General features: G+C 66.7%; 19 protein-coding genes. 15 read left to right on the top strand and 4 right to left on the bottom strand.

Annotation, left to right across the window (positions count from 1 at the left end; all coding sequences use genetic code 11):
- Positions 1-27: 27 nt before the first annotated feature.
- A complete protein-coding gene (locus tag A7G45_RS20730; protein ID WP_377042047.1) occupies positions 28-1,848 on the top strand; it encodes a CocE/NonD family hydrolase in 1,821 nt (606 codons plus the stop codon).
- A 7-nt stretch (positions 1,849-1,855) separates the two neighbouring features.
- Here the strand turns inward: A7G45_RS20730 and A7G45_RS20725 are convergent, their stop codons facing one another.
- The gene (locus A7G45_RS20725) at positions 1,856-2,155 is read right to left on the bottom strand and encodes a hypothetical protein (protein WP_043392380.1); all 300 of its coding nucleotides are present in this window, start codon (positions 2,153-2,155) and stop codon (positions 1,856-1,858) included.
- A gap of 107 nt (positions 2,156-2,262) precedes the next feature.
- Here A7G45_RS20725 and A7G45_RS20720 point away from each other — a divergent pair, with 107 nt between their 5' ends.
- Entirely contained in the window at positions 2,263-3,213 is a 951-nt protein-coding gene (locus A7G45_RS20720) for a carbon-nitrogen hydrolase family protein (protein WP_260940032.1), read from the top strand.
- Positions 3,210-3,620 (top strand): hypothetical protein, encoded by a 411-nt coding sequence (locus tag A7G45_RS20715; protein ID WP_260940031.1) that lies wholly within the window; start codon positions 3,210-3,212, stop codon positions 3,618-3,620. The genes A7G45_RS20720 and A7G45_RS20715 overlap by 4 nt, the downstream gene beginning before the upstream one ends.
- Here A7G45_RS20715 and A7G45_RS20710 read toward each other — a convergent pair.
- Positions 3,583-4,236: a TetR/AcrR family transcriptional regulator gene (locus A7G45_RS20710; RefSeq protein ID WP_260940030.1), complete on the bottom strand. Its 654-nt coding sequence runs from the start codon at positions 4,234-4,236 to the stop codon at positions 3,583-3,585. The two genes, A7G45_RS20715 and A7G45_RS20710, sit on opposite strands and share 38 nt — an antisense overlap.
- A 33-nt stretch (positions 4,237-4,269) precedes the next feature.
- Positions 4,270-5,559: an HNH endonuclease signature motif containing protein gene (locus tag A7G45_RS20705; protein WP_260940026.1), complete on the bottom strand. Its 1,290-nt coding sequence runs from the start codon at positions 5,557-5,559 to the stop codon at positions 4,270-4,272.
- A 196-nt stretch (positions 5,560-5,755) separates the two neighbouring features.
- Here A7G45_RS20705 and A7G45_RS20700 point away from each other — a divergent pair, with 196 nt between their 5' ends.
- The 12 genes from A7G45_RS20700 to secA all read left to right on the top strand — a co-directional run bounded on the left by A7G45_RS20700 (position 5,756) and on the right by secA (position 19,536).
- On the top strand, positions 5,756-6,805 hold the full coding sequence (locus tag A7G45_RS20700) for a hypothetical protein (RefSeq protein ID WP_260940024.1): 1,050 nt from the start codon (positions 5,756-5,758) through the stop codon (positions 6,803-6,805).
- A gap of 46 nt (positions 6,806-6,851) precedes the next feature.
- Positions 6,852-7,481 carry a dTMP kinase gene (locus A7G45_RS20695; RefSeq protein WP_260940022.1) on the top strand — a complete coding sequence of 210 codons (630 nt, stop codon included), beginning with the start codon at positions 6,852-6,854 and terminating at the stop codon, positions 7,479-7,481.
- An 87-nt stretch (positions 7,482-7,568) separates the two neighbouring features.
- Complete coding sequence (gene mtrA, locus A7G45_RS20690; RefSeq protein ID WP_020102929.1) at positions 7,569-8,255, top strand: two-component system response regulator MtrA; 687 nt, start codon at positions 7,569-7,571, stop codon at positions 8,253-8,255.
- Positions 8,256-8,298: 43 nt separating this feature from the next.
- Positions 8,299-9,951, top strand: coding sequence for an MtrAB system histidine kinase MtrB (gene mtrB / locus A7G45_RS20685; RefSeq protein ID WP_260940009.1), 1,653 nt, complete (start codon positions 8,299-8,301; stop codon positions 9,949-9,951).
- Positions 9,948-11,708, top strand: coding sequence for an MtrAB system accessory lipoprotein LpqB (gene lpqB / locus A7G45_RS20680; RefSeq protein WP_043392397.1), 1,761 nt, complete (start codon positions 9,948-9,950; stop codon positions 11,706-11,708). Before mtrB ends, lpqB begins: the two co-directional genes overlap by 4 nt.
- 159 nt (positions 11,709-11,867) lie before the next feature.
- On the top strand, positions 11,868-12,500 hold the full coding sequence (locus tag A7G45_RS20675; RefSeq protein WP_260940004.1) for a hypothetical protein: 633 nt from the start codon (positions 11,868-11,870) through the stop codon (positions 12,498-12,500).
- The gene (locus tag A7G45_RS20670) at positions 12,490-13,071 is read left to right on the top strand and encodes a DUF6529 family protein (protein ID WP_260940003.1); all 582 of its coding nucleotides are present in this window, start codon (positions 12,490-12,492) and stop codon (positions 13,069-13,071) included. Before A7G45_RS20675 ends, A7G45_RS20670 begins: the two co-directional genes overlap by 11 nt.
- Positions 13,071-13,520 (top strand): QcrA and Rieske domain-containing protein, encoded by a 450-nt coding sequence (locus A7G45_RS20665; RefSeq protein WP_260940000.1) that lies wholly within the window; start codon positions 13,071-13,073, stop codon positions 13,518-13,520. Before A7G45_RS20670 ends, A7G45_RS20665 begins: the two co-directional genes overlap by 1 nt.
- Positions 13,521-13,549: 29 nt before the next feature.
- Positions 13,550-14,179: a ComF family protein gene (locus A7G45_RS20660; RefSeq protein WP_260939998.1), complete on the top strand. Its 630-nt coding sequence runs from the start codon at positions 13,550-13,552 to the stop codon at positions 14,177-14,179.
- A gap of 78 nt (positions 14,180-14,257) precedes the next feature.
- Positions 14,258-15,664 (top strand): C4-dicarboxylate transporter DctA, encoded by a 1,407-nt coding sequence (gene dctA / locus A7G45_RS20655; protein WP_260939996.1) that lies wholly within the window; start codon positions 14,258-14,260, stop codon positions 15,662-15,664.
- A 340-nt stretch (positions 15,665-16,004) separates the two neighbouring features.
- Positions 16,005-16,640, top strand: a complete 636-nt coding sequence (hpf, locus tag A7G45_RS20650; RefSeq protein ID WP_377042046.1) for a ribosome hibernation-promoting factor, HPF/YfiA family — start codon at positions 16,005-16,007, stop codon at positions 16,638-16,640.
- A gap of 127 nt (positions 16,641-16,767) precedes the next feature.
- Entirely contained in the window at positions 16,768-19,536 is a 2,769-nt protein-coding gene (gene secA, locus A7G45_RS20645; protein ID WP_260939994.1) for a preprotein translocase subunit SecA, read from the top strand.
- An 8-nt stretch (positions 19,537-19,544) separates the two neighbouring features.
- Here secA and A7G45_RS20640 read toward each other — a convergent pair whose 3' ends face one another.
- Entirely contained in the window at positions 19,545-20,045 is a 501-nt protein-coding gene (locus tag A7G45_RS20640) for an Rv3235 family protein (RefSeq protein ID WP_260939989.1), read from the bottom strand.
- Between the last annotated feature and the right edge of the window lie 102 nt (positions 20,046-20,147).

Raw genomic sequence — 20,147 nt, 5'->3', positions numbered from 1 at the left:
AGCGTGCGCGCTTTGATCCGCGGTGCGGTGTTCGCGATGATGCTGGTGCTGTTGGCCGCCTGTGGTGCGGACCGCCCGCCGGGCTCGCTGTTTCCTGCTGCCGCGGGCCGAGGGCCGTGCGCGGTCGATACGCAACGCGACGTCGGCGCCACCATGCGCGACGGCGTCGTCCTGCGCGCTGACGTCTACCGCCCGAAGACCGCTGACCCCGTACCGGTGCTGCTCATGCGCACGCAGTACGGAAAGGCGGGGGCGCAGACCTCGCCGGAGCGCTACCAGCCGCCGGACTGGTTCGCCTCGCACTGCTATCTCGTTGTCATTCAAGATGTTCGGGGTCAGGGCAGTTCCGGCGGTGTGTTCAGTGAGTTCACCAACGACATGGCCGACGGCTACGACACCGTCGAATGGGCAGCCGGACTGCCCGGGGCCAACGGCAAGGTCGCCATGTACGGGTCGTCGTATGTCGGTGCGACGCAGTGGCTTGCGGCGGTGACGGCGCCGCCGCATCTGGTGACCATCGCGCCGGCCAACACGGCGTCCGACTACTACGACGGCTGGACCTACGAGGGCGGCGAGTTCCGGCTGGGGTTCGTGCAGCCGTGGGCCATCGATTCGATCGCCCTCGGGGCCGCGCAGAACCGCCGGGACACCGAGGCGGAGCGGCTGTTGCGGGATGCTGCAGCCGACCCGACCCGCTGGCTGAATTTCCTTCCGCAACAAGACCTTCCGCCGATGCAGCCGCACAACCCGGCGGTGGCGCCGTGGTATTTCGACTGGGTCCGGCACAACACGCGTGACGCCTTCTGGCAGCAGCTCAGCATCCGCGACCGGTATCCGGCAGTGCGCATTCCGGTGCTGCACTTCGAGGGTTGGTACGACGCCTTCCTGGCCGGGGGAGTGGAGAACTTCGCCGGGATGGTCGCCCACGGTGGCAATGACGTTGCGCGTGCGAACCAGCGCTTGGTGATCGGGCCGTGGGACCACGTGGCCTGGGGCCGCCCCGATTCCGAACCTGCACCGATGCTCAAAGACATTGGGGCAGTGGGCAACAGCCCGATCAATGAGCTGATGTTGGCCTGGTTCGACCACTTCCTCAAGGGAGTCGACAATGGTGTGGCCGGCAAGCCGCGCGTCGACTACTTCACCATGGGCTCCAACACCTGGCAGACGGCCACCAATTGGCCACTGCCACAGACCCAATGGATCAACTACTTCCTATCCGGCGCCGGCGGAATCGCCGACCGCGAGGGGAAGCTGCAGCCCGTCCTGCCCGGACCGCAGCCGCCCGACACCTACACCTACGACCCGCTGAACCCGGCTCCGAGCCTGGGCGGGCACTCGTGCTGCGGTGCGCGTTCCGGTCCGCAAGGACCCTATGATCAGACACCCGTGGAGCAGCGCTCCGACGTTCTCGTCTATACCGGCGACCCGGTGCCTCACGCCACCGAGATCACCGGGGCGGCCACCGTCACGCTGTGGGCCCAATCATCTGCGGTGGACACCGATTTCACGGCCAAGCTGGTGGTGGTCAAGCCCGACGGGACGGCCGTCAATCTGAACAACGGGATTCTGCGGGCGTCGTTCCGGGACTCGCTGTCAGCGCCGACGCCCATCGTGCCCGGCCAGCCGTACCAGTACCGCATCCAAATCTGGCCCACCAGTTACCAACTCAGCGCCGGGGACCGGGTGCGGGTGGAGATTTCCAGCAGCGACTACCCGCAGTTCGCACCGAACCCCAACACTGGGGCGCCATTCGGGCGCGACGCGGCGACCGTCGTGGCGACGCAGACCATCCTGCACGACCCGGCGCATCCGTCGTCGATCACGTTGCCGGTCATCGCGCACTGAGCCCGCGCTACTTGCTGCAATCCAGCGACACGGTGATGGTCCGGCGGACCACCACGCGGATGACCTGATCCCGGTTGCCGGGACCGTCCACCCGAATGAGCCTGGTCTGCTCCTGCGGGTTGCGGACGCTGGTCACCACACACTGATCGAGCGGCCCGCTGCCGACCCGGTCGACGTTGACGTGGAATCCTTCGGCCTCCAACTGGCCGATCGTGACGATGGCTGACTCGGCCGCTGCCGGCGCGGCGGGGGCAAGAACGGCGGCAGTGGCGGCGAGAGTAATGAGAGTTATTAGTGCAGTACGCATCTCAGGGTCCTTCCGGTCCTATACCCGTTGACACGTAGGGCGCGCGGAAATCGTTCAATGCGGTGTAGGGGCTGCCCGCCGGACTATTTTTATAGTATCGTTCAGTTATGAGTGAGGCTACAAAAATGGTACTGGCGGCTGCCGTCCAGACCGAGGCGAAGGTCGGTGACATCGACTACAACCTCGAGGACTGCGAGCGTCTCGTGAACCGGGCCGCCGGTGACGGCGCGAGCTGGGTGGTACTGCCCGAGTTCTTCGCCACCGGCGTCGGTTTTCTTCCTGAGTTGACCGAGAACGCGCCACCGGCCGACGGCGAGCCGACCAAACTCCTTGCGCGCCTTGCACAGTCACACGGCATCCATGTCGGCGGCTCCGTCATTGTTCGCGACAGCGATGGCGAGACCCGCAACGCGTTCTTCCTCTACGGTCCCGGCGGCGACCTCGTCGGCCGCCATGACAAGGACCTCCCCACGATGTGGGAGAGCGCTCTCTACACCGGCGGCACCGACCCCGGCCGCTTCGAGGCCGGTGAACATTCCATCGGCGTGGCCATGTGTTGGGAACTCATGCGCTCGCAGACCGTCGCCCGACTCGGCGGGCAGATCGACCTGGTCGTCGGCGGTTCGGGCTGGTGGAGCCTGCCGACCAACTGGCCGTTGCTCACCCGTCTCGAAGCCGGCAACCAGGTTCGTGCGACCCGGGCGCCCGCGACCTTCGCCCGCCACGTCGGCGCAGCGGTCATCCACGCCGCCCACGCCGGAACCGTTGAGTGCCGCTTCCTCGGAACCCCGTTCACGTATCGAGGCCACTTCGAGGGCGGCGCTCAGATCGTCGACAAGACCGGCCGCGTCCTCGCCCGTCGAAGCCGTGAGCAAGGTGAAGGCATCGCCATGGCTCAGGTCGAGTTGGGCCGCACGACCGAGACGTATGCCAGCGACCGGTTCTGGCTCCAGCAGCGCGGAACCATCGCCGCCGCGGCGTGGAGCTACCAGAACCTGGTCGGTCGCCGCTTCTACGACCGCGCGCAGGCCGCGCGGCGCAAGGAGGTCAACGCGTGAGCGCGCGTCCCTCCGGGCTCGTCACCTCCGGTGTCGTCGAGCTCGCCGCCGCAGCCCTGTCCGGGTGGGTCTACACCCTCGCGATGACCGACAAAGAAAAGGCCGAGCGCCTGGGCATCGTCAGTGCCGAGCGCGTGCGGCAATGGCACCTTGATCTGGTCATGCTCGGGACCTGCACCGTGGCTCTCGGGCTTGCGGTCCCTGACGCCCCGAAGATCGTCCAGCGCTCGCTGGCCACCGGTGCGTGGAGCAACGCGATGTTGTTCCTGCCGCTGGCGTTCGAGCCAAAGCTCTTTCAGGACAAGAAGTATCAGGCAGCGGCGGGGGTTTCGTTCGTGTCGACGACCGTCGGGTTCGTCGGGATCGCTGTTACGGCCGTGCGCCGTCGACGCGCAGCGCGTCACTGAGGAGTCGCAGGCCCACGTTGAGGGTCTGTTCGAGCTCGGCGTCGTCAACGCGTAGGCGATCCTGACGCAACGCCAAAGCGATGACGCCGTTCCATGCACCCCAGACGAAGCGCATCACGCGGGCGAGGTCCAGATCGTCGCGGATCTCGCCCGCCTTCGCTGCCAGCACCAGGTCGGCATGTACGGCACCGACAAGGGCTTCGACGCGATCGGCAATGCGACTCTCCACCTCCGGGTCGTCCTGGCCCGAGCCCGGCTCGAGGACGCGCAACGCAATCATCTGGAACGCCCCCGGCTCCTCGAGGTGGAACCGCAGATACGCCTCACCCGCCGCAAGGACCCGCTCGAGCGGGCTTGCGATGTTCTGCTCGGCAACACGAGCCATCGCCTTCTCGTTCAAGTCCAAGGCCCGTTCGACCAGTGCCAAATACAGGCCTGACTTGTTCTTGAAGTGCACGTAGACAGACCCGACCGAGACGTCGGCCTGTTCGGCCACGTCGTCAATCGTGGTGGCCCGAACGCCACGCTCACGAAAGAGCACCTCGGCGGCATCCAGGATCGCGGCATAGGTTCGCGCTTTTTTCCGCGAACCCCGCGACTCCTCGACCCCGGTCATGCGCGCCAACCTACCGTCTGGTGTGCCCCCGATTCAGGCAGCGTGGATTCTGACGACGTGGATGTCGCTGGTGAGTACCCGGGCACCGGTGGGGGTCGGTGGCGCGGTGCTGCGGTAGGTCCGGCCGGTAGGTGTGATGACCTCGGTCGTGTGCCGGCCGTATTGGTCATAGATGGTTCTGGTCTGCCACCCGGGCTGTTCCTTGGTGTAGTTGCACCTCTCGCAGAGTCCTTGGCCATTGTGGGCACTGGTGGCGCCATGGGCGGCGTGTGGGTTGACGTGGTCGATGTGGCGGATGGGGGCGTCGCAGTAAGGGGTGCGGCAGGTTTGGTCGCGCAGTTTGATGAGCCACTTGAGGCCCTTCGGGAATGCGCGCGCCCGTGATTCCATCGCGACGAGGTTGCCGGTGGCCGGGTTGGCGTACAGCCTGCGCACCGCGGCGTCGGTATCCGGGTCGACCACCGTGGCCCAGATCATCTGGCGCGCCACGGCCGCTGGGATGGGGCCGTAGCCGTCGAGGATCGCGGGTTCGGTGCCCTGGGCCAGCAGGCTTTCGTCGGACAGCACCAGATTGATGGTGATGGGGACGGCGGCGCCGACGTCGCGACCGGTGGTGCGGCGGTAGAACGCGTCGGCCAACAGCTGTCCGCGGCTGCCGAGTCCGCCGCCGCTGGCGATAGATTCGGCGGCTGCGTCGGCCGCATCCTGTTGCAGTGCCTGCTGCACGGCACAGGCTTCGGCGGCGGTGAGTAGTGCGGTGACATATGCCATGCCGTGCGGCGCGGGACGCACGGTGACGGCGCGGTCGCATTGGTGGCGACTCATGGCGGCCAGGACGGCCTCGCTGTCGAGCCGGAAGGCGATGCGCCCGGCGTCGGCGTGGATCTTCTTGTCGCCCTTGCCTTCTAGCTTGGCCGGGTCGGCGCACAGTTCGGCGTCGAGTGCCCGCCGGTTCTCGGGTGACAGGCACTCCGCGTGGCCGGCGATGATCATGGCCCGGTGCTCGGTGAGCATTCCGCGGGCCAGTGCGGCCATCGTGTGAGGCATGTCGTCGACCAGGATGCGGGACATCTTCAGGTACCTGGCGCCGTGCCACGGCGAGGCTTGGCGAGCCAGCCCGATTTCGGTGGCGAGGCCCTTGCCGCGCTGAGACACCGGCACGTGCTCGGCGTCTTCGCGTGCTTTGCGCTTGGCTTGCAGCAGTGCGGTCACTTGGGCCTGGGCTGCCGCGATGCTGGAGGTGGCGCGGCTCATCGCGGCGAGTTGATCGACCAACGCCGCCTCGGTGGCGTCGGGATCGATCGCGAACACCGCCTCGCACATATGTTCGATACTACTCGCGTCGCGAGGTGTGGCGCAACCCTGAAATCGCGTGAACTATCCTATGGTGCAACATGATTCGGGCCATCGGCGCAGCATTCAGCGACCGGCCTCCGCCCACGTTCATGACGGTACCGCCTGCCACCGACAAAGAAATTCGTGTCAGGAGCCCTCCGGTTTCGCCCTTACGTTGGATGGCGTGGATGAAGCGTCGTTGGTACCCCCGACAATCGGTAAGGGCAAGTTCGAGGCCGCGGTGGTTGCGGCACGGATCATCACGCTCGCCGAAATCCTGTACATCCCCGGCTTCACCGAGCTGACCCCCGAGCAGATGTCTCGAGTGGCCTACACGCCGTTCAACATGCAGTGGGTATCGCGTCCGGTGTACTGGATGCAGAGCGGCCGCAGCGCTCAGTGGCTGCGTGGCGTCGACCGCGACTATCAAGCCAATCAGATGGCGCTGGAGGAAGGCGTGCGCGCCAAGTTGCACCACGTGGTGTCCACGGCGGCTGCCGGGGACACCACTGCGCTCGACCAACTCGATTACGGGGTGCCGTCGACGGTCACCGGGCCGCGCAAGCTGGCGGAGCTGTGTGCCGCCGACGAGGTGGCGGTGTTCGAGTCCCCGGTCCCGGACATGGCGGGTCCGTTCGGGGCGATCGCGTTATCTGGCGATCCTGCCGAGCGTGTGCAGCTGGCACTGGCCCGGTGGAATGCCGATTTCCTGGCCATGGTGCCGGGTTTCGCCGACGCACTGCGAACGCGGCTGCGCGACGTGCGCGTCAGCTTCTGGCGTGAGGATGGCGTCGCGCTGCTGTACTACTTCGAAGGAGCCGACGGTGATCCGCTCATCTGGGTGGGTTGGGATCCGCGGTTCAACACCGGACCGACGCCGCCGTATTGGGAATCCCTGCCAGCTGCGGTGCGCACGTTCCTCACCGACGTGCACCCCGGTTTCACGATGCTCGACGGTGAGTCCTACGGACTGGCGCAGCCGTCGTACATGTCCACATTCGCCGCGTGGGCGGGCTTTCCCGATTTTCCCGACGGCATCCCGGACTGGAACACCGAGGACCGCATTGCGTCGACGCAGATGCTGTGGCTGACCACCAACGGCGGCGACACCGCCTGGTGCACCTCACCGGAACTGGAGGTCGGCCAGGTGGCGGTGAACTTCGAAGGGGACTTCAGCGTTTCAGAACTCGGCCCGGAGCTCGATCAGCTGATGCTGCGGCCGTTGGGGTTGTGACCGTGGGCGCCAGGGCATACGCCCGGGCGCCAATTACGCTCCTACCGTGCTGATCGCAATCGAAGGCGTCGATGGTGCGGGGAAGAACACCCTGACCCAGGGGCTGCGGGCGCAGTTCGAATCCCGCGGCAAGTCGGTGACCACCGTGGCGTTCCCGCGGTACGGCCGCTCCGTCGAGGCGGACATCGCCGCTGAGGCGCTCCATGGTCAGCACGGCGACCTCGCCGAGTCGGTGTATGCCATGGCGATGCTGTTCGCGCTCGACCGCGCGGGCGCCAAAGCCGAGATCGCAGCGATGAACGACGCGCACGATGTTGTGATCCTCGATCGGTACGTCGCCTCCAACGCCGCGTACAGCGCGGCCCGGCTGCACCAGGACGCGGACGGGGACGTCGTCGCCTGGGTGCGGCAGCTGGAGTTCGAGCGATTGGCGCTGCCGGTGCCGGACTGGCAGCTTTATCTGAATGTGCCGACGGAGTTGGCCGCTGAGCGGGCGGCGCGCCGGGAGGCCCAGGACTCTGCCCGGACCCGCGACGCCTACGAGCGCGACGGGGGCCTGCAGGGTCGCACGGGCGCGGTGTACACCGCGCTGGCGGCCGAAAATTGGGTCGGGCGTTGGGCTTTGGTCGCGCCCGACGTCGACCCGGGGGAGTTGGCCGGCCGACTCCTGGGCTGACCCGGCTGCGCCGTTTACCAGCAAGTTGTCAGGTAAGAAGCAAAACACCCATCGGAGATCACAGCTTTATCGCGATCTGGTGACACCATGGACGCCATGAGGCAACGCATTCTGGTCGTCGACGACGACCCATCTCTGGCCGAGATGCTCACCATCGTGCTGCGCGGTGAAGGCTTCGACACCGCCGTCATCGGTGACGGCAGCCAGGCGCTGACTGCGGTCCGCGAGCTGCGCCCTGATCTGGTGCTGTTGGACCTCATGCTGCCTGGAATGAACGGCATCGACGTGTGCCGTGTGCTGCGCGCCGACTCGGGCGTGCCCATCGTCATGCTGACCGCCAAGACCGACACGGTCGACGTGGTGCTTGGCCTGGAGTCCGGCGCCGACGACTACGTCATGAAGCCGTTCAAGCCGAAGGAGCTCGTGGCGCGGGTGCGGGCGCGGTTGCGCCGCAACGACGACGAGCCGGCAGAGATGCTGTCCATCGCCGATGTCGACATCGACGTGCCGGCCCACAAGGTGACCCGTCAGGGTGAGCAGATTTCGCTGACTCCGTTGGAGTTCGACCTGCTCGTCGCCCTCGCGCGGAAGCCTCGCCAGGTGTTTACTCGTGACGTGCTGCTCGAACAGGTGTGGGGCTACCGCCACCCGGCAGACACCCGTCTGGTGAACGTCCACGTGCAGCGGCTGCGGGCCAAGGTCGAGAAGGACCCGGAGAACCCGCAGGTGGTGCTGACCGTTCGAGGAGTGGGATACAAGGCCGGACCGCCGTGATCGGTCGGCTCGTCAAGCCCGAGCCTGAGACCGTAGGGCGCCGGTGATCTGGGGATCCCGACGGCGTATCCGTGGCGGTTTCGGCTCGGGCGCTTTCGTGCGTGGGTTGGGTGCTGTCGGCCGGGTGGTCGGGTACGCCTGGCGCCGCTCGTTGCAACTGCGCGTGGTGTCCCTGACTCTGGGGTTGTCCCTGGCTGTCATCCTCGTGCTGGGTTTTGTGCTGACCAGTCAGATCACCGACCGCATCCTGGAAGCCAAGGTCCGCGCCGGCACCGAAGAGGTCGAGCACGCCCGAACCACCGTTAGTGGCATCGTCGGCGGCGAGGAGACGCGCTCGCTGGGCAGCAGCCTGCAGTTGGCGCGCAACACCCTCATCGACCGCAAGGTCGATTCGGGCTCCCGCCTGGCCGGTGCCTTCGACGCGGTTCTGGTGGTCCCCGGCGACGGTCCGCGCGCGGCCACGTCGGCCGGCCCGGTGGGGGAAATCCCGAATTCCTTGCGCGACTTCGTCAAAGCAGGACAGGTCAGCTACCAGTACGCCACCGTCCACACCGACGGCTTCTCCGGTCCCGCGCTGATCGTCGGTAGCCCGACGTCGTCGCAGGTCACCAATCTCGAGCTGTACCTGATCTTTCCGCTGAGCAACGAAGAGAGCACGATCGCGCTGGTGCGCGGCACCATGGCCACCGGTGGCATCGTGCTGCTGGGTCTGCTCGCGGCCATCGCGCTGCTGGTGGCCCGGCAGATCGTGCTGCCGGTGCGGTCAGCGTCGCGCATCGCCGAGCGGTTCGCCGAGGGCCACCTCACCGAGCGCATGCCCGTGCGCGGCGAGGACGACATGGCGCGCTTGGCGGTGTCGTTCAACGACATGGCCGAAAGCCTGCACAAGCAGATCACCCAGCTCGAAGAGTTCGGAAACCTGCAGCGCCGCTTCACCTCTGACGTCAGTCACGAACTGCGGACGCCGTTGACCACCGTGCGCATGGCGGCGGACCTGATCTACGACCACAGCGAGGACCTCGAGCCGGCGCTGCGGCGCTCGACCGAGTTGATGGTCAACGAGCTCGACCGCTTCGAGACGCTGCTGGCCGATCTGCTGGAAATCTCCCGGCACGACGCCGGTGTGGCTGAACTGTCGGTGGAGTCGGTCGACTTGCGCGACACCGTGCAGAGCGCGCTCGACAACGTCGGGCACCTGGCCGACGACGCGAATATCAAACTCGCCGTGCATCTTCCGGACGAGGCCGTCATCGCTGAGGTGGATCCCCGCCGCGTCGAGCGCATCCTGCGCAACCTCATCGCCAACGCGATCGACCATGCCGAGAAGAAGCCAGTGCAGATCAAGATGGCGGCCGACGTGGATACCGTGGCAGTGACGGTCCGCGATTTCGGCGTGGGTTTGCGACCGGGCGAGGAGAAGATGGTGTTCAGCCGGTTCTGGCGGTCCGACCCCTCGCGGGTGCGCCGCTCCGGTGGCACCGGCCTCGGCCTGGCCATCAGCATCGAGGATGCCCGCCTGCACCAGGGCCGGTTGGAGGCCTGGGGCGAACCCGGCCACGGCGCTTGCTTCCGGCTCACGCTGCCGCTGGTGCGGGGCCACAAGGTGACCACCAGCCCGCTGCCGCTCAAACCTGCTGGGCCCAAATCGGTTACGGCCCTGTCTGCCGGGGAACTGCCCGCCGTGGAGACCTCGTGAAAGGGGCATTGGCGGTCTGCGCCGTGCTGCTGCTGGTGTTGACGGGGTGCGCTGGGGTGCCCAGTTCGTCCGCGCCGCAGGCTGTGGGTACGGTCGACCGGCCGGCGCCGCGCAATCTGCCGACACCGTCGCCGGGCATGGACCCGGACCTGCTGCTGCGCGAATTCCTCAAGGCCACCGCCGATCCCGCGAATCGGCACCTGGCCGCGCGTCAGTTCCTCACCGAATCTGCGTCCCGCTCCTGGGATGACGCCGGCAGCGCCCTGTTGATCGACCGCGTCGTGTTCGTGGAAACCCGTGGCACGGACAAGGTTTCGGTGACCATGCACGCCGACATCCTGGGCTCGCTGTCGGACGTCGGGGTGTTCGAGACGGGGGAGGGCGCGCTGCCCGACCCCGGCCCCATCGACCTGGTGAAGACGCCGCGGGGCTGGCGCATCGACAAGCTGCCCAACGGGGTTTTCCTGGATTGGCAACAGTTCCAGTCCACCTACAAGCGGGACACGCTCTACTTCGTCGACCCGACCGGCAAGACCGTCGTGCCGGACCCGCGCTACGTCGCAGTGTCCGACCCTGACCAGTTGGCCACCGAACTGGTCACCAAGCTGCTGTCCGGACCGCGGCCCGAGATGGCCAGCAGCGTCCGGAATCTGATGGCCGCACCGCTGCGGCTGCGTGGTCCGGTGACCCGGGCCGACGGGGGCAAGACCGGTGTCGGGCGCGGGTATGGCGGCGCCAGGATCGACCTCGAGAGCCTGTCGACCACCGACCCGCACAGCCGGCAATTGCTTGCGGCGCAGATCATCTGGACGCTGTTCCGGGCCGGGGTCAACGGCCCGTACGTGATCAACGCCGACGGCGCTGCCCTCGACGACCGGTTCGCCGAAGGCTGGAACACCTCCGATGTCGCGGCCACCGATCCGGGTGCCGACCCCGGCGCCGCGGCGGGGCTGCATGCCCTGGCCGGAGGATCGCTGGTGTCCCTGGAAGGCGACAACGCGCCGCGGGTGGGCGGGGCCTTCGGGCAGCTGCCGGGCCAGACCTCGGCCGCGCTGTCGCGCAGCGGGCAGGAAGTCGCCTCGGTGGTGACGTTGCGGCCCGGTGCCCCGGACATGGCGCAGTCGTTGTGGGTGGGCCCGGTCAACGGCGACGCCGCGCAGGCGCTCGATGCGCACACCCTGTCGCGTCCCAGTTGGTCGCTCGATGACGCAATCTGGATCGTGGTCGACGGCACCAATGTCGTGCGGGCGATCCAGGAGGCGGCGTCGGGCCAACCCGCCCGCATCCCCGTCGACTCGTCGGCCGTGGCCACCAAGTTCCCCGGCCCGATCAGCGGGCTGCAGTTGTCCCGGGACGCCACGCGAGCCGCAATGGTGATCAACGGCCAGGTGATCCTGGCCAGTGTCGAGCAGGGCCAGGGCGGTCAACTCGCGCTCACCTACCCGCGCCGACTCGGTTACGGCCTGGGCAACACGGCGCTGTCGCTGTCCTGGCGCACCGGCGACGACATCGTGGTGACCCGTACCGACGGCGCGCATCCCGTCTCCTACGTCAACCTCGACGGCGTGAATTCCGATGGGCCAACACGGAATCTGGTGGTTCCGGTGTCCACCGTGGCGGCCAACACCTCGACGGTGTACATCGCCGACCAGCGCGGCGTCCTGCAGCTGTCTGGCTCAGCAGCGGACAACAACCTGATGTGGACCGATGTCCGGCCGCTGATGGTCGCCGGCGCGCTACCCGTGCTTCCTGGCTAGCAAGTTGCTTTGAACCTTCTGTGACGCTGCTCCGTTGTTCCGGTTGAGTCGGCCAATCGTTAACTGGAATTGGCCGAATATCTCACCGAATCTGATGAACGGGTGTCCCAACGGGTGGATCATTGTTGCCATCGGGTTCACAGCCGATGAGGAGCAAACATGAAGGTAACCGGTCCACTCGTCACCCTGGGCGCGGTCGCCGCCCTCGGCGTCGGGATCTACGCGGTGAATGTTTCCAAGGAGTCAGGGCCCGCGGCACCGACCACCGCTCCGGCGACATCGACCAGTCAGGCCGCACCGGCCACGTCGGCCGCGGCGCCGCCGAGCACCGCGCCCGCCGCGGTGCCGTTCCCGGCGGCCGCTGACTATCAGGGCAAGGTCGAGACGAAAACCGGCGTCATCACGCTGGACATTTCGGTCAAGGGTGCGACAGCCCGCGCCTACGCGTGCGATGGCAAGGCCATCGAAACCTGGCTGAGTGGACCGGCAGAGGCCGGCACCGTCACCCTGACGAGCAAGGACAAGACCAGCCGCCTCGAGGGCCGACATGACGGCAAGAATGTGGCCGGCACGCTGTCGATCGGCGAACAGAGTTGGCCCTTCACGGCTTCCGCCGTTCAGCCCCCGGCCGGCCTGTACGTGAGCCAGGACAACGGTGTGCGCAACAGCTGGATCGTCGGCGAGGACAAGTCGGTGACGGGCGTGCAGCGCGCGGCCGACGGTGCGACATCGCCAGCCCCTCCGCTGACCCCGGACGCCAAGCGCGTGGAAGGCGACAGCGATGGCGTTTGATCCGTCGGCCGACGCCCCTACGCAGCGCGCGCCAATCCCTTCGGGCGGCGCGGGTTTCGTCGTCGTCACCCTGATGGTCGGGGCACTGGTTGCGGTCGGCCTCGGGGTGTTCGGGTCGGTCCACGAGCCGAAGTTCTTCTCGGTCAACTTCGCCGGCTTCTCCAGCGGGCTGTATGCGAAGGCGTGGCTGGCCACGTTGTCCGCCAGTCTTGGGCTGTTCCAAGTTTTCTCGGCCCTGGTGCTGTACGGCAAGGTACCGGTGAAGGCGCCGACGTGGATCGGTGCCGCGCATGTGTGGTCGGGTCGGCTGGCCGTCTTGGCCAGTGTCCCGGTCGCGGTGCACTGCCTGTATGCCGTGGGGTTCCAGACCGCCGATCTCCGGGTGCTCACCCATTCACTGCTGGGTTGCTTCTTCTACGGTGCGTTCGTCGCGAAGATGCTGATGTTGACGCGCAAGGGTGTTCCAGGCTGGGCGCTTCCGGTGCTCGGCGGTGCCGTGTTCACCAGCCTGGTCTACCTCTGGCTGACCTCGGCGTTGTGGCTCTTCGTCGGAGAGGGGTTGAAGTTCTGATGTCCGAAAACCTGGGCCGGCGGGATGTGCTCGCCTACACGGGAATCGCCTTGGGCGTCACCGCGGTAGCGGGTTGCCAGACCTACGGCAAGCCGCCCGCCGCAGCCAGTCAGGCGCCGCCCCCGGCGCCTGACGGCGGGGCCAAGACAGATGGTGGGCCGGCCAAAACTGACGGCGGGCTGGTCAAGACGTCCGCGGTGCCGGTGGGCTCGGGGGTGATCGTCGGCGAAGTGGTGGTGACGCAGCCGACGGCGGGCGTGTTCAAGGGATTCTCGACGACCTGCACGCATCAGGGCTGCGCGGTGACCACGGTCGCGGACGGCACCATCAACTGCCCGTGCCACGGCAGCAAGTTCAACCTCGACGGCACGGTGGTGCAGGGGCCGGCCAAGAAGCCGCTGGCGGTCAAAGCTGTTCAGGTGCAGGGGGACTCGATCGTCCTGGGCTGAGTGTCGGTGCCCGCGGCCATGATGGCTTCATGCTCGACCTGGTCCTGCCTGTCGAATGCGGTGGCTGCGGTGCACCGTCGATCCGCTGGTGTGCCGCCTGCGCGGCGGAACTGACCGTCCGCCCCGACGAGCCGCACGTGGTCACGCCGCGCGCGGACCCGGGGGTGCCGGTCTTCGCGCTCGGTCGCTACGCCGGGGCCAGAAGACGCGCGATCGTGGGACTCAAAGAGCACGGCCGCACCGATCTCGTCCCGCCACTGGCGGATGCGGTCGGCGCGGCCCTGCGGACGCTGATCGCGTGGGGCCTGATCGTGCCGCCGCTCACGGTGGTGCCTGCACCGACCCGGAGCCTGGCCGCCCGGCGCCGCGGCGGCGACCCCGTCGCGAAGATCGCGCGCGGCGCGGCAGCGGGTCTGCCGGGTGTCGCGGTCGAGCCGGCGCTGGCCATGCGGGCCTTTACGCGCGACTCGGTCGGCTTGTCCAGCGCACAGCGCCAACGCAACATCAGCGGCCGGGTCCGGCAGCGGACTCCGGTGGCGGGTGAGGCCGTCGTGTTCGACGATGTGGTGACGACGGGCGCGACTGCGGCTGAGGCGGTTCGGGTCCTGCAAATTTCCGGAGCGCAGGTGTCAGCGGTGCTGGCCATGGCACACGCCTGAGGATCGTATATATACACCGGTACAGCGCCGTAGCCCGCGATTAACGGCCAGGCAACGAGTGCGCCCTAACTTCGGCGGATGACGACGACCATCGACCCGCCGAAGAGCGAGATGATTCGGCTGGCCAACAAACCGCCTTGGTATACCTCACTTTTCGTCCAGCTTCTCGTCGCGATTGTCGCCGGCATTCTGGTGGGCTGGGTGTGGCCCGATATCGGCGCTGGCTGCAAACCGTTGGCCGACGGCTTCATCAAGCTGATCAAGATGCTGATCGCACCGATCATCTTTTGCACCGTTGTGCTGGGCATCGCCCATGTCGGTGACCTGAAATCGGTGGGCCGGATCGGTGTCAAGGCACTGGTCTATTTCGAGGCCGTGACCACCTTCGCGCTGATATTCGGACTCATCATCGGGAACCTCGTCAAGCCCGGTGCCGGGTTCCACATCGACCCGCAGACCCTGGCGACGGGCGCGGACGCGATCGCGAAGAAAACGAATAAGGGCGAGTTGCCGCACACCGTCGAATTCCTGATGAACATCATCCCGCACTCCGTCATTTCGGCGTTTGCGGAGAACGCGCTGCTGCAGGTGTTGTTCTTCGCCGTGCTCTTCGGCCTGGCGTTGGCCAAGTTCGGGGAGACGGGCCCGCCGGTGATCCTCGAATTCGTCGACCACATGAGCCACGTCTTCTTCACGATCATCGGCTGGATCATGCGGCTGGCGCCGTTCGGCGCGTTCGGCGCGATGGCCTACATCATCGGCCAATACGGGATTTCGTCGCTGGGCAGCTTCGGCAAGCTGATCTTGTGCTGTTACTTGGCCGCCGCGCGGTTCATCCTGATCTTGGGGGCCGTCACGAAGGTCTTCGCCGGGGTCAACCTGTGGAAATTCGTCGTCTACATCAAGGATGAGCTGTTCCTGGCGCTGGGCACGGCGTCCACCGAGGTGGTACTGCCCCGGATCATGGTCAAGCTGACCAATGCCGGCTGCTCGCGGACCACCACCGGTCTGGTGGTCCCGACCGGGTACTCATTCAACCTCGACGGCGCCACCCTCTACCTGTCGATCTGCATGCTGTTCCTGGCGCAGGCCCTCGGTGTCGACCTCACCCTGGGTGAGCAGATCACCGCCGTCCTGATCCTGATGCTGACCTCGAAGGGCATGGCCGGAGTACCTGGGTCGTCCTTCCTGGCGTTGTCGGCGACCGTCGCGGCGATCGGCCACGGTGCCATCCCGGTGGCCGCGGTGGCGCTGCTGCTGGGTGCGGACCGCATCATGGACTCGATGCGGGTTTCGGTGAACCTGCTCGGCAACTGCGTGGCCACGTTCGTCGTCGCCAACTGGGAGGGTCAGCTCGACAAGGACCGGATGCAGAAGGTGCTCGACGGCGACGAAGTGCCCCCGCTGGAGGACTCCGATCCGATGAGCGGGGCAACCGTTGCCGCGCCCGAACAGGATGCGGTGGCCATCGGGCTGCGCGAGTAAGCGAGCACCCGCGCACGGACGCGATCAGCGCGACATCAACTCGATATGAAGTTCTCAAAACCGGTATGCGAAATCGGTGGCACGACTAGGTGAACTCGGACTACCGTCGGCTGCAACGACCCGTGAAGCCTCACGGCGGTACCGGCATATTCACTCGGTACCAAAATCGCTGACAGCGGTAGGAGGTGAGTACTTCAACACCTCGCGCCGGGCTGCGGCGACTTGCAGACCCGCTCGGCGCGTAGTTCAGACCGTGTGCAAGAAGCGCACACGCACACTGCGAGAGAGAAGCGAGTTGCCAAGCATGTCAACCCAATCCGTGGATTCTGCCCGCTCGACCATGTTTGCCGACGACACAGAGCCTGCGCCCGAACCGCACGCCGACGTTGTCGTCAAGGGCCGTAACGTCGAAGTCCCCGAACATTTCCGCATCTACGTTTCCGAGAAACTCTCCCGATTGGAGCGTTTCGATCGCACCATCTATCTGTTCGACGTCGAACTCGACCACGAGAAGAACCGACGCCAGCGCAAGAACTGCCAGCACGTGGAGATCACCGCCCGTGGCCGTGGACCGGTCGTACGTGGCGAAGGGTGCGCGGACAGCTTCTACGCGGCGCTCGAATCGGCCGTCGGCAAACTCGAGAACCGGCTCAGGCGCAGCAAGGACCGCCGCAAGATTCACTACGGCGACAAGACCCCGGTAGGGCTGGCGGAGGCGACGTCCATCGTCCCGCCCGAGGACCTGCCCGAAACGCCGAGCCAGGCCGCCTCCGCCGACCTCGATGACCACGTTCCGGGTCAGGTGGTCCGCGTCAAGGAGCACCCGGCGAACCCGATGACGGTCGACGACGCGCTCTACGAGATGGAGCTGGTCGGACACGACTTCTTCCTGTTCCACGACAAGGAGAGCGATCGGCCGACGGTGGTCTACCGCCGACACGCCTACGACTACGGATTGATCCGACTGGGTCAGTAGCCCGACTAGTGCGCCCCCGGCCGAACCGCCGGGGGCGCACTCTTATCTGCGGATTCCCCCGGTCACCTACGATGGTCACGTCTAACCCGCTGACGTATATCCGTTCCAGACCCACAGGGGAAATAGCGTGCTGTCGAAGTTGCTCCGCATCGGTGAAGGTCGCATGGTCAAGCGCCTGCAAAAGGTCGCCGCCTATGTCAACACCTTGTCCGATGACGTCGAGAAGCTGTCGGACGACGAGCTGCGCGGCAAGACCGACGAGTTCAAGAAGCGCATCGCCGACGGCGAGTCGCTCGACGACCTGCTGCCCGAAGCCTTCGCCGTCGCCCGCGAGGCGGCCTGGCGCGTGCTGGACCAGCGCCACTTCGACGTCCAGGTGATGGGCGGCGCCGCGCTGCACTACGGGAATGTCGCCGAGATGAAGACCGGTGAGGGCAAGACCCTGACCTGTGTGTTGCCGGCCTACCTCAACGCGCTCGCCGGCAAGGGCGTGCACGTCGTCACCGTCAACGACTACCTGGCCAAGCGTGACAGCGAGTGGATGGGCCGCGTGCACCGCTTCCTCGGCCTGGAGGTCGGGGTGATCCTGTCGCAGATGACGCCGGAGGAGCGCCGCGCCGCGTACAACGCCGACATCACGTACGGCACCAACAACGAGTTCGGCTTCGACTACCTGCGCGACAACATGGCGCACTCGACCGACGACATGGTGCAGCGGGGCCACAACTTCGCCATCGTCGACGAGGTCGACTCGATCCTCATCGATGAGGCCCGTACCCCGCTGATCATCTCGGGCCCGGCCGACGGTGCGTCGAACTGGTACACCGAGTTCGCGCGTATCGCGCCGCTCATGGAGAAGGACGTCCACTACGAGGTCGACATCCGCAAGCGCACCATCGGTGTGCACGAGGCCGGTGTCGAGTTCGTCGAGAACCAGCTGGGCATCGACAACCTCTACGAGGCCGCCAACTCGCCGTTGGTCAGTTACCTGAACAACGCCGTCAAGGCCAAGGAACTGTTCCAGCGCGACAAGGACTACATCGTCCGTGACGGCGAGGTCGTCATCGTCGACGAGTTCACCGGCCGCGTGCTGGTCGGTCGCCGCTACAACGAAGGCATGCACCAGGCCATCGAGGCCAAGGAGCACGTCGAGATCAAGGCCGAGAACCAGACGCTGGCCACCATCACGCTGCAGAACTACTTCCGCCTCTACGACAAGTTGTCCGGCATGACCGGTACCGCCGAGACCGAGGCCGCCGAGCTGCACGAGATCTACAAGCTCGGTGTGGTGCAGATTCCGACCAACCGCGAGATGGTGCGGCAGGACCAGTCCGACCTCATCTACAAGACCGAAGAGGCCAAGTACATCGCCGTCGTCGACGACGTGCAGGAGCGCTACGAGAAGGGCCAGCCGGTCCTGATCGGTACCACCAGCGTGGAGCGGTCCGAGTACCTGTCCAAGCAGTTCACCAAGCGCCGCATCCCGCACAACGTGCTCAACGCTAAGTACCACGAGCAGGAAGCGAGCATCATCGCCGAGGCCGGCCGGCTGAAGGCCATCACCGTCGCCACCAACATGGCCGGTCGCGGTACCGACATCGTGTTGGGCGGCAACGTCGACTTCATCGCCGACGCGCGCCTGCGCAAGCGCGGTCTGGACCCCGTCGAAACCCCCGAAGAGTACGAAGCGGCCTGGCACGAGGAGCTGCCGAAGGTCAAGGAGCTGGTCGAGGAAGAGGCCAAGAAGGTCCGCGAGGTCGGCGGCCTGTACGTGCTGGGCACCGAGCGCCACGAGTCCCGTCGTATCGACAACCAGCTGCGCGGTCGCTCCGGCCGTCAGGGCGACCCGGGCGAGTCTCGGTTCTTCCTGTCGCTGTCCGACGAGCTGATGCGCCGCTTCAACGGTGCCACCCTCGAGGCGCTGCTGACCCGGCTGAACCTGCCGGACGATGTGCCGATCGAGGCCAAGATGGTGACCCGCGCGATCAAGAGCGCGCAGACCCAGGTCGAGGGGCAGAACTTCGAGGTCCGCAAGAACGTCCTCAAGTACGACGAGGTGATGAACCAGCAGCGCAAGGTCATCTACCGCGAGCGCAAGATGATCCTGGAGGGCGACGACCTTTCCGGCGAGGCGCACCAGATGCTGGTCGACGTCATCACCGCGTACGTCGACGGCGCCACCGCCGAGGGCTACGCCGAGGATTGGGACCTGGCCAAGCTGTGGGAAGCGCTCAAGACGCTGTACCCGGTCGGCCTGGACCACCACGACCTGGTCGACTCCGACGCGATCGGCGAGCCGGGCGAGCTGACCCAGGACGAGCTGCGCGACGCCCTGATCGCCGACGCCGAAAATGCTTACGCCAAGCGCGAAGCCGACCTGGAGGCCATCGCCGGACCGGGTGCCATGCGCCAGCTCGAGCGCAGCGTCCTGCTCAACGTCATCGACCGCAAGTGGCGTGAGCACCTCTACGAGATGGACTACCTCAAGGAAGGCATCGGCCTGCGTGCCATGGCGCAGCGCGACCCGCTGGTCGAGTACCAGCGCGAGGGCTTCGACATGTTCACCGGCATGCTCGACGGGCTGAAAGAAGAGTCGGTCGGGTTCCTGTTCAACGTGCAGGTCGAGGCACAGCAATCGCCGCAGGTGGCCCCGGTCGCCGCGCCGCAGGGGCTGGCGCAGTTCGCCGCCGAGGCCGAGCAGAGCGCTGCTGAAGAGCAGGCTGCACCGGCTGCGTTGCGCGCCAAGGGAATCGAGAACAAGGCGCCGGCCATGACGTACACCGGTCCGGGTGAGGACGGGTCCGCCGAGGTCCGCCGTGAGGGCGGCCGGCACGCGGCCGGTCCGGGTTCGCGTCGGGAGCGCCGGGATGCCGCGCGCAAGCAGAAGCGCCGCTGACCAACCGGCTAACCCAGCTGCAGGGCCACGAATTGCCAACGCCCGCCGACGATTTCGATGCGGCCGGCGGCGGCGTGCAGTCGTGGCCCGCGGCTGAAGGTGGCGAACACTTCGACCGCCGTGGCCAGCCCGTCCTGTTCGCGGGCGGTGCGTAGCCGTACCCGTCGCAGCACTGCCACGCCGTCGGTCCGGGTGTGGCGGGGCCAGGACGACATGGCGTCGAACAGCGTCGCGGTGACCAGTGGCCGCAGCTGCGCCATCGGCCGGCGCCGGTCGCTGACCTCCAGGACCCGGCGCAGCACGGTATCGGCGAACACCAGCGCGGCTGCGGGCGGCGCTGCCTCGAGCTGACATTCGACGACGGATTCGGCAGTGCAGTCCGGTCCTCGACCGGACACCACACGCAGCCGGTTGACGGCACGATCCGTCGAGCCCGTCTCGATCGGCGCTGGCTCGTAATCGACGATCGGCGCCGTCGGATCGATGTCGATGCGGGTCGATGCGGTCATGACGATCTCTCCAGCGATAGGTCCGGTGTGTGCGGCGCATCTGCTGGAGAGTTGCAGACCGCTAAATCATCGCACCGGTTTCACCTGGCGCTCGACGCCAAT

The organism is Mycolicibacterium llatzerense, assembly GCF_025331195.1.
In the GTDB taxonomy this organism is placed as follows: Bacteria; Actinomycetota; Actinomycetes; order Mycobacteriales; family Mycobacteriaceae; genus Mycobacterium; species Mycobacterium llatzerense.
Note: the sequence above shows the minus strand (reverse complement) of the source record. Positions and strands in the feature narration are given on the sequence as shown.